Genomic DNA, 15,101 nt, shown 5'->3' on the forward strand with positions numbered 1-15,101 from the left:
TCGTCCCGCCGTCGCCCTGGCGCCTTACGGCCGACCGGAAAGAAACCGTAAACGGCTTCCGGCAGAGTCTGGGACATCAGGAAGGAGGCAGCAGATGCGACTGGCAGTGATCATCGGCAGCACCCGCAACGGGCGGTTCGGACCGACGGTGGCGCACTGGATCGCCGAGCAGGCGGCCAAGCAGTTCGAGGTCGACCTGATCGACCTGGCCGGCGCGAACCTGCCGGCCACCCTGCCCGACACCGACGACGAGACCCCCGCCGAGGTCGCCGTACTGGCACCGAGGCTGGCCACCGCGGATGCATTCGCCGTGGTCACGCCGGAGTACAACTGCAGCTTTCCGGCACCGCTGAAGACCGCACTGGACTGGTTCTACGAGGAGTGGCACGCCAAGCCGGTCGCGATCGTCAGCTACGGCCGGGAGACCGGTGGACTGTACGCCACGGCCCAGCTGCGGCAGGTCTTCACCGAACTCCAGGCGGTCACCATCCGCAACACGGTCGCACTGCCCTGCTACTGGGAGCAGTTCACCGCAGACGGCGACTGGCCACGGCCGGCCGCCGGCTACGAAGCCCAGGCCAAGCTCATGCTCGACCAGCTCGTCTGGTGGGCCCAGGCGCTCCTGGACGCGCGAACCCGACGTCCTTACCAACAGTAAGAAAGAAGGAAGAATCATGAGGAAGCTGATCGAGTCCACGTTCGTCACCACCAACGGCGTCATCGACAGCCCGCAGGACTGGTCCGGTCCCTACTGGGACGACGAGCACAACGACTACAACGCGAGCCTGCTGGACAACGTCGAGGCCCAGGTCCTCGGCCGGGTCACCTACGAAGGCTTCGCCGAGGCCTGGTCGCAGCGCGCCGGCGACCCGGTCGCCGACCGGTTCAACGCGATGCCGAAGTACGTCGCCTCGCGGACGATCACCGAGACGACCTGGAACGCGCAGCTGCTCGAAGGCGACGCGGCGGAAGCGGTCAAGAAGCTCAAGCAGGAGGACGGCGGCGACCTGATCAAGTACGGCACCGGCGAGTTCTCCAAGACCCTGCTCGAGCACAAGCTGGTCGACGAGTACCACTTCTGGATCTTTCCGGTCCTCGCCAGTGGGGCGAAGTTGTTCGACGGCCTCGACATCGACATCACCCACCTCGAACTGCTCGGCACGACCACGTTCAAGTCCGGCATCGTCGTCCACAAGCTGGGCCCGAAGGCCTGATCGCACGGCCACACACAGCGTCCGGCCGGTCACCCACTGGGTGGCCGGCCGGACGCTTGCTTGCTCCGCGAGCACCTTGGGTACCGGTTCGGCCTCGGGGATGTGAGGCGGCGCGGGGACCGCCTGCCACAAGTCCTCGCGATCCCTCCAGATCGCAGGTCTGCAGAGAGCCAATCGGACTGGAGGTCTGATGGATACCGTCCTGACCGTCGTCATCATCGTCGTGGTGGTACTCGCGGCGGCCGCGTTGCTGTTCATGTACCAGCGCAGACGTTCGGGTGAACTGCGCCAGCGGTTCGGCCCGGAGTACGACCACACCATCGAACAGTCGGGCGACCGGCGCAGCGCCGAACGCGAACTGCGTGAGCGCGAACGTCGCGTGTCGAAGCTCGACATCACTCCGTTGAGCAGAGAGTCCGCCGAGCAGTACAAGGCCGAGTGGGCGCGCGTGCAGCAGAGCTTCGTCGACCAGCCCGCGGCCGCGGTCGCCGACGCCGACCAGCTCGTGCTGCGGATGATGCGCGAGGCCGGCTACCCGGTCGACGAGTTCGACCAGCGGGTCAACGACATCTCGGTCGACCACCCGGAGGTCGCGGCGCACTACCGCGACGCCCACCGGGTCGCGGTCGCGCAGGCCAAGGGCGAGACCGACACCGAGGAACTCCGCCAGGCCGTCACCGCCTACCGCTACCTGGTCGAAGCCCTACTCGCCGACAGCCGAGACGCAAGCCAGAGCCGAGACACGGACCGAAGCAAGGACGTCGACCGGAGCCCAGACATGAGCCCGGCTGGAGACGTGAGCCAAAACAGGGACGTGGACCCGAGGGCAGACGGGAGCCGACCCGGGGACGCGAGCCTGCGCGGAGACGTGGACCCGAGCGCAGACGCGAGGCGACCCGGGGACGCGGGCCTGCGCGGAGACCTGGACCGGAGAGCAGACGAGGAGCAGAGCCGAGACGCGAGCCGGAGTGGGGACGTGAGCCGGACAGCCCGCTCGCACTCAACCGACGCCAAGGAGCAAGCATGACCACGCCAGACGACCGCCCGCTGAGCGAGACGGACGACCGCCGCATGACGGACGCCGACCGCGACGCGCTGGCCAGCGACGACCGCGACGCACTCGACCGCGACCCGGCGGACCGTGACCGTACGGCGGGCGCCTTCGACACCCCAGGTACGCCGGACGTCCACGACGACCGCCGTACGACGAACGCAGACACCGCCGGCCGGGACGCACTGGACCGCGAGGCGATGGACAGGGACGCGCTCGACCGCGACGGCTCGGGTCCGAGCACGACGGACCGGGACACGATGGGCCAGGGTGGGATGGACCAGGATGCCATGAACCGGGACGCGCTCGATCGGGACAGGTCGGGGCGGGACGCGCTCGATCGGGACTCTGGGACCGACTGGTCGGCCGGGGCCGCAACCGGGACCAGCACCGGAGCGGCGACCGGCGACAGCACAGCCGCGACCGGCGACCCGGCCGTGGCGGCTACCGGCGACCAGACCGCGGCGACCGGCGACCGGACCGTCGCGACCGGCGGCGGCACGGCGGGCGGTGGTGGCACCGCGGCGGTGGAGCCGTTGGTTGCGGAGGATGTCGTGGTCGACTTCCGGACCCGGTGGGAGGTCATCCAGCAAGGGTTCGTGGACGACCCGCGCAACTCGGTGAGTGAGGCCGACAAGCTGGTCGACGACCTGCTGAAGCGCCTGTCGGCGAGCTTCGAGCAGCAGCACCAGGGCCTGGAACAGCAGTGGAACAACGGCGAGCCCTCGACCGAGGACCTGCGCGCCGCCCTGCAGAAGTACCGCGCCTTCTTCCAGCGCCTACTCGCTATGTGACCCGCAGCCAACCAGCCAGGACGCGTCCGGCCAACTAGCACGTCGGCCGGAGAACAGCCCGTCGGCGAGCGTGCCGCGCGTTTAGCGGGCGGACAGCACGGCAGGACGGTGGGGCCCGGTGTGCGGGCCCCGCTGTTTGTTGCTTAGGGCATGATGTTTTGGTTGAGGTGGAAGAGGTTGCCTGGGTCGTACTTGCGCTTGACCTCGACCAGGCGGTCGTAGTTCTGCCGGTAGTTGTCCCGGATCCGCCCCTGGTCGTCGTCGGCCATGAAGTTGACGTAGCCGCCGGCCTCGGAGTGCGGTGCGACGTCGTCGTAGTACGACTTCACCCACTGGATGTTCGCCTCGTTGTCGGCCGGGTCCGGCCACATGCCGGCGATCACGGTCGCGAAGTTCGCGTCCCGGTAGGCGAACGCGGTCGCGTCCGGCGTCACCCGGTGACAGGCGCCGTTGATCGGGTAGATGTGCACGGTCGAGTTCACCGCCGGCAGGCCGGGCGCGTGCCGCAGGTGCGCCTGGATCGCCTCGTCGGTGAGTTCGGTGACGAAGTTCGCCTTCCAGTAGTGCTGCAGCCCCGGACCGACGAGTTCGTCGAACGCGCTGTTCAGCGCCGGGTACGGCATCGCCCCGACCATCTCGGCGACCACCGGCGCGAACTCGCGGAACCGGGAGATCTCGGCCTCGCCGCGCTCCGGGTCACCCGCCCAGCACCCGACGATCAGCGTGAACACGTCACCGTGCCGGTCCTCCGGGATGAACGGCAGCGGCGGCGCGATCTGGAACGCCGGGAACCCGCCGAGCTGCTCGGGCGCGTCCTTGATCATGTCCCGGTACCCGGCGAGTACGGCGGTCGCGTCCGACATCTCGAACAGCATCGGCCCGCCGTAGATCGTCGACACCGGCGCGAGCCGGAACTCGAACGCGGTCACCACGCCGAAGTTGCCGCCACCACCGCGCAGCGCCCAGAACAGGTCCTCGTTCTCCTTCTCGCTGGCGATCAGAAACTGCCCGTCGGCGGTCACCACGTCCGCCGAGATCAGGTTGTCGCACGACAGCCCGAGACCACGGTCGAGGTACCCGATGCCGCCGCCGAGCGTCAGACCGCCGACCCCGGTGGTCGAGATGATGCCGCCCGTCGACGCCAGCCCGAACGCGTGCGTCGCCGCGTTGTAGTCGCCCCAGGTCGCCCCTCCGCCGGCGCGGGCGGTCCGGTTCACCGGGTCGACGCGGACGTTCCGCATGCCCCTCAGATCGACGAGCACACCGTCGTCGACCGTGCCGAACCCAGGCACGCTGTGTCCGCCACCGCGCACCGCCAGATCTAACTCGTTGGTCCGGGCGAAATCCACCGCGGCCATCACGTCACCCGCGTTCTCACACCGCACCACGACCCGCGGACGCCGGTCGTGCATGGCGTTGTGCACCCGGCGCGCCTCGTCGTACCCGTCGTCGCCATCGGTGAAGACCGGTCCCCTGGTGCGTCCCCTCAAATCCTCGATCGTGCCCATGACCCCTCCACGGCCTCACGTCAAGATCAGCGCCGCAGTACAGCGCCAGCTCGCGGCACCACCGGCGCCGCCACCTCGCGGCACCACCCCGGCGCCGCTAGACCGGCCGTCGCCGTCGAGCGCAGCGCGAACCCCACCCCAGAGAGCGCATGAACCCCCGACGGGCGGCCGGACCTCCCCCAGAACTCACCCGTTCCAACCCGACCCTCCCGCTCCGAGCAAGATCCGTCAATGCCTGACCCAGCCTGACCCCGGCTACGTCACGTCCTCGCCGTCGCCAGCGATCCGTAACGCGGTGGCTACCGCGGCCACGGCCGGCGTACGGCTGCGGCGGGTGAGCAGGAAGATCTCCCGGCCCACCTCACCCTCAGCCGGAAGGCGGACGGCGACACCAGGAGCGCCGTACCCAATCACCAAGTCAGGCAGGAGCGCCCCGGCGCCGGTGGTGCGGACCAGCTCAAGCAGGATCAGGAAGTCGTCGGAGCTGTAGCGCAGGTCGGGCTCGAAGCCGCCGAGCTCGCGGCAGACGCGGACGTGCATCTCCCGGTGCCCGGTGCCGGGCTGGCAAGCGGCCCACGGTACGTCGGCCAGTCGCGCGATCGGCACGCGGTCGGCGCCGGCCTCGGGATGATCGGCGGGCAGGACGACGTGGATGCGTTCGCGGAGCAGCCGCTCGCGGTGCAGGTCAGCGTGCACCGCTCGAGGCTGACCGTCGTACTCGTCGCCGACCACCACGTCCAACTGCTGCAACCGCAGCGCCGGTGCGGCCTGTTCGACCTCGACCTCGGCGGCCTCGATCCGGATGTCCGGGTGACTCGCGGCCAACGCGCGCACCGCCGGCGCCACGATGCGCAGGAACGCGGACTGGAACGCCGCGACCCGCACCACCCCGGCCGCCCGCCCAGCGGCGACCGTCGCCAGCTCCGCCTCCGCGGCCTCCACCCCTTCGAGCAGTGCCGCCGCGTGCCGGACCAGAACCTGGCCGGCCGGGGTCAGCCGGACGTTGCGGCCGATCCGTTCGAGGAGCGGCGTACCCGCCTCGCGTTCCAGCACCGCCAACTGCTGCGAGATCGCGCTCGGCGTGTACCCGAGCGCGCGGGCGGCGCCGTGCACAGTGCCCCGGCCGTGCACCTCGCGCAGCAGTCGCAGCCGATGGAGATCCAGCATTCGTTCAGCATAGCTACACGTTGTTGTCCAAGAAGATGAGATGGACCTGAACGGTTGACCACCGGGACCATCGATGCCGTGGGACGCCTCTTCTGCTTACTTTCCGCCGCCAGTTTCGGGGCGATGGCTGTGTTCGGCAAGCTGGCCTACGACGCGGGTGTGTCGGTCGATGCACTGTTGCTGGTCCGCTTCGGGCTGGCCGGCGGGGTGCTGATCGTGATCGCTCTGGCTCGCGGCGCGTTGCGTCGGCTCCCGCGTCGCGCCGTACTGGCCGGCCTCGGCATGGGCGTCTTCGGGTACGCGGCCCAGTCCGGGCTCTACTTCTCCGCGCTGGCCAGGATCGACGCATCGATGGTCGCGCTGATCCTCTACCTCTACCCGGTCCTCGTGATGGCCGGCGCGATCGCCCTCGGGCGCGAGCGCGCGTCGCGGCGACGGGTCTGGGCGCTGGGCATCGCGCTGGCCGGGATCGCGTTGGTGCTGAGCGGGGCGATGACGGGACGCTTCGTCTGGCAAGGCGCTCTGCTGGCCCTGGGCGCTGCCGTGACGTACACGGGCTACATCCTCGTCGGCGATCGCGTGACTGCCGACGTACCGCCGCTCGCTCTGACCGCTCTGGTGTGCATCGGGGCCTTCGGCACGTTCGTAATCTTCGGGTTCCTCCGCGGGGGCACCGCTCTGACCTTCGCCCCTGCCGGCTGGTTCTGGCTGGCGGCGTTGTCGCTCGTCAGCACGGTCGGCGCGATCCTGCTGTTCTTCGCCGGGATGGCCCGGGTCGGTCCGTCGGTCGCCTCGATCCTGTCCATCCTCGAGCCGGTGGTGACGGTGGTCGCGGCGGCGGCTGTATTCGGCGAGACGCTCAGCGTGATCCAGTGGCTCGGCGGGGCGCTGGTGCTGGCCGCCGTACTGATCGTGCAGTGGCCGCGCCGTCAATCGTTGTCTGGACTTTCGCCGGGATCTGCGGACGCGGCGGCAGACTTGAGGGTATGAACCGGCGGATGACGTGGGCGGGAGTCGTTGCGCTTGTGGTGACGGCCGCCGTCGCCTGTACCTCCGAGGACGACGCGGCACCCCCTGCGTCCACTCCGAGCGCGACCTCCTCAACTCCCACCACGTCATCCGCTCCTCCGAGTACGCCGGCGCCCTCGACGCCGGCGCCGCCCGCGAAGCCGACCGTCGCGCCGCACCCGGTCTCGCTGCAGGCGATGATGACGAAGAAGTACGACGGCCGGAACCTGCGGCTCGGGCGCGTGCTCGCCCGCAACTCCGCCTACACCCGGTACTACGTGACGTACTCCAGCGGCTCGCTGACGATCTCCGGCATCATGAACGTCCCGCGCACCCCCGGCCGGCATCCCGCCCTCGTCCTGAACCACGGCTACATCGACCCGGCGGTCTACACCAACGGCCGCGGCCTGATGCGTGAGCAGGACTACCTCGCCCGCCGCGGGTACGTCGTACTGCACACCGACTACCGCGGGCACGCGCAGTCGACCGACGACCCGCGCAGCGACCTCAACCTGCGGCTCGGGTACACCGAGGACGCGATCAACGCCGTCCTCGCCCTGCGCACCTCTCCGTCGGTCGACCCGAACCGGATCGGCATGCTCGGCCGGTCGATGGGCGGCGGCGTCACCTACAACGCCCTGGTCGCCCAGCCCGGTCTGATCAAAGCCGCGGTCGTGTTCGCACCGGTCAGCGCCGATGCCGCCGACAACTTCAACCGCTGGCAACGCAACGACCGCCCGATCGCGTCGACCATCCTGCGCGCGTACGGCGAACCCACGCGCAACCCCACGTTCTGGCGGAACGTGTCCGCGATCAACTTCTTCGACCGGGTCACCGACCCCGTCCTGATCCACCACGGCGAGTCCGACTCGACCTGCCCGATCGCCTGGTCCCGCGAGGCCCTCGCCGCGCTGAAGTCAGCCGGCAAGACCGCCACCCTCTACACCTACCCCGGCGAAGAACACGCCTTCGGCCCCGCCTGGCCCACCTCCATGGCCCGAACCGTCACCTTCCTCAAACAACACGGGCTCTAGTTGGGCTTGCGCGCGCTGACGGCGTACATGGTGAGGGAGAGGTGGAAGGCGCCGCGGTCGGCGGCTTCGGCGAGGCCCTGGGCGAAGGCGTCGGCCTCGGGTTTGGTGATGACGCCGGCGGTGAGTGCGGCGAGGTGCATCATCGACGCGAAGCCCTGGCGGGCTCCTTCCTGTCGTTCGATCCAGGTGGCCGCGGTCTCGCCGGTGATCTCCAGGCCGGCGCCGGCGAGCAGGCCGCGGAGTTGGCGGCCCGAGTACGGGTTGGCGGATTCGGCGAGGAAGAGGTCGACCATGCGTTGCAGTACGGCGGGGTCGGCCGGGTGCACGATCGCGGTCGCCCAGTCCGTGTCGATCAACACGATCCGCCCACCGGGACGCAGTACCCGCGCCATGTCCGCGACAGCGCCCGCCGGATCGGCCACGTGCTGAAGCACCCGCTCACACCGCACCACGTCCACAGACCCCGCCCCAAGCGGCAAAGCCCCCGCAAACCCGTCAACAAACTCCACCCCAGCCAAACCGCCGTCTGCCTCAGCACCACGAACAGCGCCGGCTCCGGGGACTGCCTCGGCCCCGCCAACCACCTCGGCTCCACGAACCGTCCCGGGGCCGCGACCAGCCCCACCTCCGCCAACCGGCCCGGCCCAAGGCCCTGCCTCGGCTCCGTCAAGCGCTTCGGCTCGGCGGGTTGCTTCGGCTCGGAGGGCTGGGCTTGGTTCTATGCCCAGTGCTCGGCCGGTGGGGCCGACCAGCTTCGCGAGCTCGACGACGTCCTCGCCCGTACCCGAGCCGACATCGATCGCGGTCTCGCCGATGGTCGGGGCCAACTGCTCGAGTGCCCACCGCCTCAAGGTCTGTACGGCGGGCTGCTGCGCCATCTGATCCAGGATCATGGTCAGCTTCGCGAGATCCTGCGCCTCGACATCCGCGAGCTTGAAACTTCCCCGTGAAAGCCCGAACTCGGACTCGTCCGTCTCCGTCATCCCACTCCCCCTTCGATGGGATCGAGCGTAGCGCCGGACGAGTCCGAGCCGGCCCTGTCAGTTCGGCGGCTCCGTGGGCGACGGTTCCCAGTCGTCGTCAGGCATGCGGAGGATCGCCCACCCCACCGCGGCGAACCCGACTGCCTGGAGCCCCCAGCCGACGAGGTCGAGCGTGTGGCTGACCACGACGACCGCGGCGACGAAGTGGATCGGCTGCGAGATCGCGGTCGCGACCGCCGCCCACCGCGGCACCAACTGCGAGCGCCACATCGCGATCCCGAGCAGAATCGTGCCGATCACGTGCCCGAGCACGAACGCGAAAGCAGCTGCACCCATCGAACCGTGCGTAGCCTCCGCAGCCCGGGTGATCGCGTCGGGATCCAGCCCCGCCGTCCCGGCCGACCAGATGAAGATGTCGCTGGACGCCGTCCACGGAAGCGCCAGATACCCCGGTACGACGAGCAGCAACGCGACCGCGGTCAACCACGGCGCCCGTCGCCGGGTGACCCGCCCGACGAAGTATGCACCGGGCACCAGTGTCAGGATCCCGATGAATCCGAGCCACAGCACGAGCGAACCGCGATCGAGATTGTCGACAATCTTATTGGTGACTGTCGCCGCATCGTCCGTGGTGTCGTACGGCAGCAGGTACCGCAGCAGCGCGATCGCGGCCGGCCCGATCGGCAGGACGATCGCCGCGAACCACCGCGACACCGCCCGTACGTCGGCGCCCGTCGTACGCGTCATCGTCTGAGTCATCGCACACCGCCCTGCACGAACTCCGAGCCCTGCTCCGCCGGCACTCGGGCGGGCAGCAGGACCGCAACGACCCCGAAGATGGTCGCCGCCACCCCGACTCCCGCGGCCGCGACGGCTGGTGCGGGTACGCCGGAGGCGAAGAACGCCGGCACCGCGAGGAGCGCCGACGCGAGCCGCAGCGTGATGAGCGGCGCCAACGGCCACCGCTTCCCCCGCCACGCGATCCCGATCAGCACCAGGCTGAGGAGACCGACGACGGCCGCACCGACGGCGATCTCCATCGGCGGATGCTCCCCGTCCGTCAGCACCGGCGTCAGTACGTCGACGACCGACACCAGTGCGAGGACGATCAAGCCGGCCTTGTTCAACCTGGACAAACTGCTCTTGCTGGACATGCTTTCCCCTCTCTTTGCCCAGCACTGTCCGCCACCCGGCCGGCGGGGCACCTGGGCGTGCGCTCCCTCGGATCCGGGCGATCCCCCGACCGGCCCGGGAACGCGTTCCCGAGACGCCGGGACACTTCCGGGCGCACACTTCCGGTATGAAGGCCTCACAGCATCCGACCCGCCGGCGCCTGGCGGGCGGGCTCGGCGCGTTCGTCGTCGCGGAGGTGATCGCGGCGTTGATCCTCGCGGCCGTCGTGGGCTGGGGCTGGCAGATCCTGCTCGAGGCCTTCGTGGTGACCAACGGGTTGATGGGGCTCACGTTCGGCCTGTGCGGTGCCGTGATCGCCTGGCACCGGCCGGGCAATCCGATCGGCTGGCTCTTCATCGCCGACGGGATCGGGCACGCCACCACCGCCGTCGCCACGCCCATCAGCCAACTGATGGTCGAGGCCGACGCGCCCCTGGTCGCTCAGCGCCTCGTCGTCACGCTGTCGATGGCGGCCTGGCCGTGGTCGATCGGCCTCTTCCTGCCGCTCGCGCTCCTGCTGTTCCCGACCGGCCGCCTGCTCTCGCCCCGCTGGCGCTGGGCGGCGATCGGCATCATCGCCACCTCGCCGCTGTTCGTCCTCGAGATGACCGCCGAAGGCACCGCGCCCGGCGAGAACCTCCCGCCCGGCTACCTGAAGATCTCGTCGTACGACGCCCTCGCACCACTGTGGACGATCACCGAACTCCGCAACCTGGTCGCACTGGCACTCGCCATCACCTGCCTGACGATCCGCTACCGCCGGGCCGACGAAATGGGCCGTCGGCAACTCCTGTGGTTGCTGCTGGCATCTGTCATCGCGGTCCTGTTCGTCACGCCGTGGACGTTCGTCGCCGGCACCCCGATCCTCGTCCTGCTGGCGATCCCGCTGATCCCGGTGGCCGTCGCGGTCGCGATCGTGCGCTACCAACTCCTCGACATCAGGCTCGTCGTGTCGCGCGCACTGACCTGGGCGCTGCTGTCGTTGGTTGCCGTCGGCTCCTATGCGGCGCTGGCCGCGATCCTGGGTTCACTGATCTCCTCGCAGGTCGGGCGGTCCGCCGCGATCACGGTCCTGGTCGCGCTGATCATCGCGCCGATCCTGCCCCGCCTGCAGCGACTCGTCGACCGAGCCTTGTACGGCGACCGCCGCGACCCCGCCCTGGTCGCCTCCCGCGTCGGCCGGCAACTGTCCGCCGGACCCGGTCCCGGCGGCTTCGGTGGCGACCTTCCCGGCGTCGTCGCCGCCATCCGATCCGCGCTCCGCTTCCCGTACGTCGGTCTGATTGTCGACAATACGATTGTCGCCGCGGACGGTACGCCACCGGTCGACGTCGTACCGCTGGACCTCGAGTACGGCGGAAGCGCGGTCGGCTCGTTGCACGTCGGCTTGCGATCCGGCGAGTCCGAGTTGTCGTCGACCGATCGCAGTGTGATCGGGCTGGTCGCCGTACCGCTGGCCGTTGCTGTGCACGCGACGCGCTTGTCGGACGAGCTGCAGTCGTCCCGGGAGAAGCTGGTGTCGGCGCGCGAGGAGGAACGGCGTCGCCTCCGCCGTGATCTGCACGACGGACTCGGGCCGACGCTGACGGGGGTCGCGTTCACCGCCGACGCGGCCGCGAATCTGGTCGACACCGACGCCGACCGGGCACGCGAACTGCTCAGCACCTTGCGCAGCGACACCCGGCTGGCGATCGCCGACGTACGACGACTTGTCGACGATCTGCGGCCGCCGGCCTTGGACGAACTCGGGCTCGTCGGAGCTCTGCGCCAACGCGCCGATCAGCTGTCGTTCCGGGCCGACGGGACGTCGATCCAGGTGGAGGTGGCGGCGGACGGGCTGCCTGCTCTGCCGGCGGCCCTCGAGGTGGCGGCGTACCGGATCGCGACCGAGGCGCTCACGAACATCGTCAGGCACTCGCACGCGACGTACGCCGTACTGGCGTTGCGTTGTGGGGACGATCTCGAGGTCGAGGTGACCGACGACGGACCGCCGAACGGCGCGTGGCGGCCGGGCGTCGGCCTGCACGCGATGCGCGAACGCGCCGCCGAACTCGGCGGCCAGTTCGAGGCCGGCCCGTCACCGACTGGCGGCGTGGTCCGAGCCACTTTCCCCTTGGAACGTCGATGATCGGCTGCTCCAGGGGTGGAGACTGGTCCGGGAGCGGGCTGGTGATTCGTGCGGACGGTTGGGAGGGCGGATGATTCGGGTGGTGTTGGCGGACGATCATCCGGTGGTCCGGGCCGGGTTGTCGGCTCTGCTCACGTCGTTGCCCGGGATCGAGGTCGTGGGCGTCGCGGCGACCGGGCGGGAGGCGGTTCGCGAGGTGATCACGTCGCGCCCGGACGTCGCCGTACTCGATCTGCAGATGCCCGACCTCGACGGGTTCGCCGCGACCCGTGAGTTGGCGCGGTCCGCGCCGGACGTCGCCGTACTCGTGCTGACGATGTTCGAGGACGACGACTCGGTGTTCGCCGCGATGCGCGCCGGGGCTCGCGGGTACCTGGTCAAGGGCGCCGAGCAGGACGAGATCGCCCGCGCCATCCGCGCCGTCGCCGCCGGCGAGGCGATCTTCGGCCCCGGCGTCGCCCGCCGCGTGCTGAGCTTCTTCTCCGCCCCGCCACCGGCAGCGGACCCGTTCCCCGAGCTCACCACGCGCGAGCGCGAGATCCTCGACCTGCTCGCCGCCGGCCTCTCCAACGCCGCCATCGCCCACCGCCTCGACCTGGCGGCCAAGACCGTCGCCAACAACGTGTCGACGATCTTCACCAAACTCGGCATCGCCGACCGAGCCACCGCCATCATCCAGGCCCGCAACGCCGGCCTGGGAGGCGCCGACTCGACCTGACCCCATCCACCACTCGATCACGGCCCCTCAGCGCACCGACCACAGCTTCAGCGCAGCACGCCGGTGAGTGGGTCGTACCGAAGCACCAGGGCGCGGCTCTCGGACCGGTTCTGCAAGCCGTGCACCGTCGTCGTCAGCACGCCGTACTTGACCCGGTCCGTGGCGGCGATCCGCAGCCATGGCTGATCGCCGCGCAGCACGGTGACCTCGTCGACCAGGGAGCCGTCGCGGCCGGCGGCGATCGCATAGCGTTGCCCGTCGGCAGGCTCGATGTCGAGGCCGCCGTCCTCCCGAATGGTGAAGGTCACCACGAGCTGCCCCCTGCCGTCGTTCGCGGCACCGATGAAGTCGTACACCGGCGCGGGATCCCCGACGTAGTGCTTGAGCCGGCCGAGCCCAGTGACATCCATCCCGTTGTAGAACGTGCGTCCGTTGGCATCGAGCCAGAAGTGCGGGTTGTGCGTCGGCGCCGAGAAGTTGGCACCTGAGTTGTAGGAGATGTGCCAGTGCGGCGGGTTGTCGGCATGCAACGTGTTGTTGGTCTCGAACCCCATCAGCACGAACCGATGCCCCTTCGCGGCGGCGTGAGCCACCATGCCCGAGTCACGCCAGATGATGTGCGCGGCCATCAGTTGATGGATGACCGACCGGACCTGTCCGGCCGGCCACGGCACGCCGGTCCACGGGCCGGCAGCCCGGTCCGCATCGTTGTGCTCGATCCGAAAGTTCATACCCGGCGAGATGTCAGGCTGGGACCACACCTGGATGGTGGGCTGGTTCGCGTCGATGGTCGGCTGGTTCACCGGGAGCATGAAAGCGACCTTGCCGCCTGACCGGTCGGGGTGCAGGTCAAGTCTGGATTCCTGATGAACCACCGCCCGCACCGACACGCCCGGCCATCGGACCTGCACCTCTATTCCCTGGTCGGACCACGGGCCCCGAACGAAGGCGTAGTACTCCGACCGGCTGGCCACCGAGTACCGCTCACCCGGCACGAACTCGTACCCGTCGGGAAGGAGTATCTCCGGCACGCTCGGCTCACCGGGCCGAAACCGGACGATCCGAAACGCCGCATAGCCCAACTGCTGTGCCGTCGCCACACCGGGAACAGCGAGGGCCACACCCGTTGCCGCCGCTCCGGCAAGAAGCCCACGGCGGGTTATCGATTCGGACATCGCACCGGCCTTCGTCGAAGTTTCGCTGGCCTCGGCATCCTAGGGTTCGGATCACACGACGCACCATCATCCTGGTGAACACCGGCGAAAGGCTCTCCCACCAGATCCGTGACTCGAGCCCCGGCTGTTGGTCTCAATCGTCGATCGCGCGGAGGTAGCGGTTGCCGATGGTTCTGAGGTGCTGGACGAGTTCGGGTGGGTTGTCGACGTGGAAGTCGAGGCCGAGCATGCCGATGTAGACGGCAACGATCTCGAGCGAGTCGGCGCCGGTGACGAGCACGCTGGTGTTCTCGTCGACGGACTCGACCACGCCGACGGCGGCGTGGATCCGCGACAGCACCTCCTGCGCCGGCGCGAACACCGTGATCCGGGCATGAACCTTCCACCCCGTCGTCGCGACGTCTCGCAGTACGAAATCCGTATAGTCGTCACCTGGCATCGGCCGTGGCTTGTACCGGCGACCTGTTGCCATCCGCAACGACATCCAGTCGACCCGGTAGGTGTGCCAGGCACCGGACTCGTCGCGCGCGACCAGGTACCAGTACCGCTGCCAGCTCACCAATCGGTACGGCTCCACCAGGATCGGCAGGTCGGAGGCGCTGCCCGACCCGGGACCGCGGATCGGCGTTCCGACGGGTACCGAGTAGTCGAAGCGCAGGTAGTGCTCGTCCCGGATGCAGGCCGCGACCGCGGTCAGCACCGCCGGGTCGATCTCGGGATCCGGCACGTTGGAGCCGGTGTTGTCCGGACCCTTCTCCATCGTGCTGTGGATCGCGTTCACCTGCCGCCGGAGCCGATGCGGCAGCACCTGCTCCAACTTGGTCAAGGCCCGCGCACTGCTCTCCGCCATCCCGACCACACCGGCGCCGGTCCGCAGCCCGACGGCGACCGCGACCGCTTCCTCGTCGTCCAGCAGCAGCGGCGGCAGCTTGGCGCCGACTCCGAGCTGGTAGTGCCCGGCGGGCCCGCGCGTCGCGTCGACCGGATACCCGAGTTCGCGTAGCCGGTCGACGTCGTTGCGGATGGTCCGCGTGGTGACCTCGAGCCGCTCGGCGAGCTCCGATCCGGTCCATGCCGGGCGGGACTGGAGCAACGCGAGCAGGCTCAGCAGCCGCGAGGAAGTCTCCAGCACAAGTGATCTCCTAAAT

General features: G+C 69.5%; 15 protein-coding genes. 8 read left to right on the forward strand and 7 right to left on the reverse strand.

Annotation, left to right across the window (positions count from 1 at the left end):
* The first annotated feature begins 94 nt into the window (after window positions 1-94).
* The 4 genes from ACQPYZ_RS23175 (at window position 95) to ACQPYZ_RS23190 (ending at window position 3,059) form a co-directional block, all read left to right on the forward strand.
* Entirely contained in the window at window positions 95-658 is a 564-nt protein-coding gene (locus tag ACQPYZ_RS23175; RefSeq protein WP_433159666.1) for an NADPH-dependent FMN reductase, read from the forward strand.
* A gap of 16 nt (window positions 659-674) precedes the next feature.
* The gene (locus tag ACQPYZ_RS23180) at window positions 675-1,214 is read left to right on the forward strand and encodes a dihydrofolate reductase family protein (RefSeq protein ID WP_433159669.1); all 540 of its coding nucleotides are present in this window, start codon (window positions 675-677) and stop codon (window positions 1,212-1,214) included.
* A 190-nt stretch (window positions 1,215-1,404) separates the two neighbouring features.
* Window positions 1,405-2,241: a hypothetical protein gene (locus ACQPYZ_RS23185; RefSeq protein ID WP_433159672.1), complete on the forward strand. Its 837-nt coding sequence runs from the start codon at window positions 1,405-1,407 to the stop codon at window positions 2,239-2,241.
* Window positions 2,238-3,059 carry a hypothetical protein gene (locus tag ACQPYZ_RS23190; protein WP_433159675.1) on the forward strand — a complete coding sequence of 274 codons (822 nt, stop codon included), beginning with the start codon at window positions 2,238-2,240 and terminating at the stop codon, window positions 3,057-3,059. The genes ACQPYZ_RS23185 and ACQPYZ_RS23190 overlap by 4 nt, the downstream gene beginning before the upstream one ends.
* A 143-nt stretch (window positions 3,060-3,202) precedes the next feature.
* On the opposite strand, the gene ACQPYZ_RS23195 is transcribed toward ACQPYZ_RS23190, so the two are convergent.
* The gene (locus tag ACQPYZ_RS23195) at window positions 3,203-4,567 is read right to left on the reverse strand and encodes an FAD-binding oxidoreductase (protein WP_433159677.1); all 1,365 of its coding nucleotides are present in this window, start codon (window positions 4,565-4,567) and stop codon (window positions 3,203-3,205) included.
* Window positions 4,568-4,822: 255 nt separating this feature from the next.
* The gene (locus ACQPYZ_RS23200) at window positions 4,823-5,734 is read right to left on the reverse strand and encodes a LysR family transcriptional regulator (protein ID WP_433159680.1); all 912 of its coding nucleotides are present in this window, start codon (window positions 5,732-5,734) and stop codon (window positions 4,823-4,825) included.
* A 123-nt stretch (window positions 5,735-5,857) separates the two neighbouring features.
* Between ACQPYZ_RS23200 and ACQPYZ_RS23205 the strand changes: the two genes are divergently transcribed.
* Window positions 5,858-6,724, forward strand: a complete 867-nt coding sequence (locus ACQPYZ_RS23205) for a DMT family transporter (protein ID WP_433159683.1) — start codon at window positions 5,858-5,860, stop codon at window positions 6,722-6,724.
* On the forward strand, window positions 6,721-7,776 hold the full coding sequence (locus tag ACQPYZ_RS23210; protein ID WP_433159685.1) for an alpha/beta hydrolase family protein: 1,056 nt from the start codon (window positions 6,721-6,723) through the stop codon (window positions 7,774-7,776). Before ACQPYZ_RS23205 ends, ACQPYZ_RS23210 begins: the two co-directional genes overlap by 4 nt.
* Here the strand turns inward: ACQPYZ_RS23210 and ACQPYZ_RS23215 are convergent.
* Genes ACQPYZ_RS23215 through ACQPYZ_RS23225 form a run of 3 tightly spaced genes read right to left on the reverse strand, consistent with a single transcriptional unit; the run spans window position 7,773 to window position 9,913 of the window.
* A complete protein-coding gene (locus tag ACQPYZ_RS23215) occupies window positions 7,773-8,759 on the reverse strand; it encodes a methyltransferase domain-containing protein (protein WP_433159687.1) in 987 nt (328 codons plus the stop codon). The two genes, ACQPYZ_RS23210 and ACQPYZ_RS23215, sit on opposite strands and share 4 nt — an antisense overlap.
* A 57-nt stretch (window positions 8,760-8,816) precedes the next feature.
* Window positions 8,817-9,506, reverse strand: coding sequence for a hypothetical protein (locus ACQPYZ_RS23220; RefSeq protein WP_433159690.1), 690 nt, complete (start codon window positions 9,504-9,506; stop codon window positions 8,817-8,819).
* 8 nt (window positions 9,507-9,514) lie between these two features.
* Window positions 9,515-9,913 carry a hypothetical protein gene (locus ACQPYZ_RS23225; RefSeq protein ID WP_433159693.1) on the reverse strand — a complete coding sequence of 133 codons (399 nt, stop codon included), beginning with the start codon at window positions 9,911-9,913 and terminating at the stop codon, window positions 9,515-9,517.
* A gap of 146 nt (window positions 9,914-10,059) precedes the next feature.
* On the opposite strand from ACQPYZ_RS23225, the gene ACQPYZ_RS23230 reads away from it, so the two are divergent.
* Both ACQPYZ_RS23230 and ACQPYZ_RS23235 read left to right on the forward strand, forming a co-directional pair.
* The gene (locus ACQPYZ_RS23230) at window positions 10,060-12,060 is read left to right on the forward strand and encodes a histidine kinase (protein WP_433159696.1); all 2,001 of its coding nucleotides are present in this window, start codon (window positions 10,060-10,062) and stop codon (window positions 12,058-12,060) included.
* Between the two features lie 70 nt (window positions 12,061-12,130).
* Complete coding sequence (locus ACQPYZ_RS23235) at window positions 12,131-12,778, forward strand: response regulator (RefSeq protein ID WP_433159699.1); 648 nt, start codon at window positions 12,131-12,133, stop codon at window positions 12,776-12,778.
* Between the two features lie 47 nt (window positions 12,779-12,825).
* On the opposite strand, the gene ACQPYZ_RS23240 is transcribed toward ACQPYZ_RS23235, so the two are convergent.
* Complete coding sequence (locus tag ACQPYZ_RS23240) at window positions 12,826-13,809, reverse strand: hypothetical protein (RefSeq protein WP_433159701.1); 984 nt, start codon at window positions 13,807-13,809, stop codon at window positions 12,826-12,828.
* Between the two features lie 277 nt (window positions 13,810-14,086).
* Window positions 14,087-15,085: a helix-turn-helix transcriptional regulator gene (locus ACQPYZ_RS23245; protein WP_433159704.1), complete on the reverse strand. Its 999-nt coding sequence runs from the start codon at window positions 15,083-15,085 to the stop codon at window positions 14,087-14,089.
* Window positions 15,086-15,101: the final 16 nt, after the last annotated feature.

It is taken from the genome of Kribbella sp. CA-247076, from assembly GCF_050942445.1.
Taxonomy (GTDB): domain Bacteria; phylum Actinomycetota; class Actinomycetes; order Propionibacteriales; family Kribbellaceae; genus Kribbella.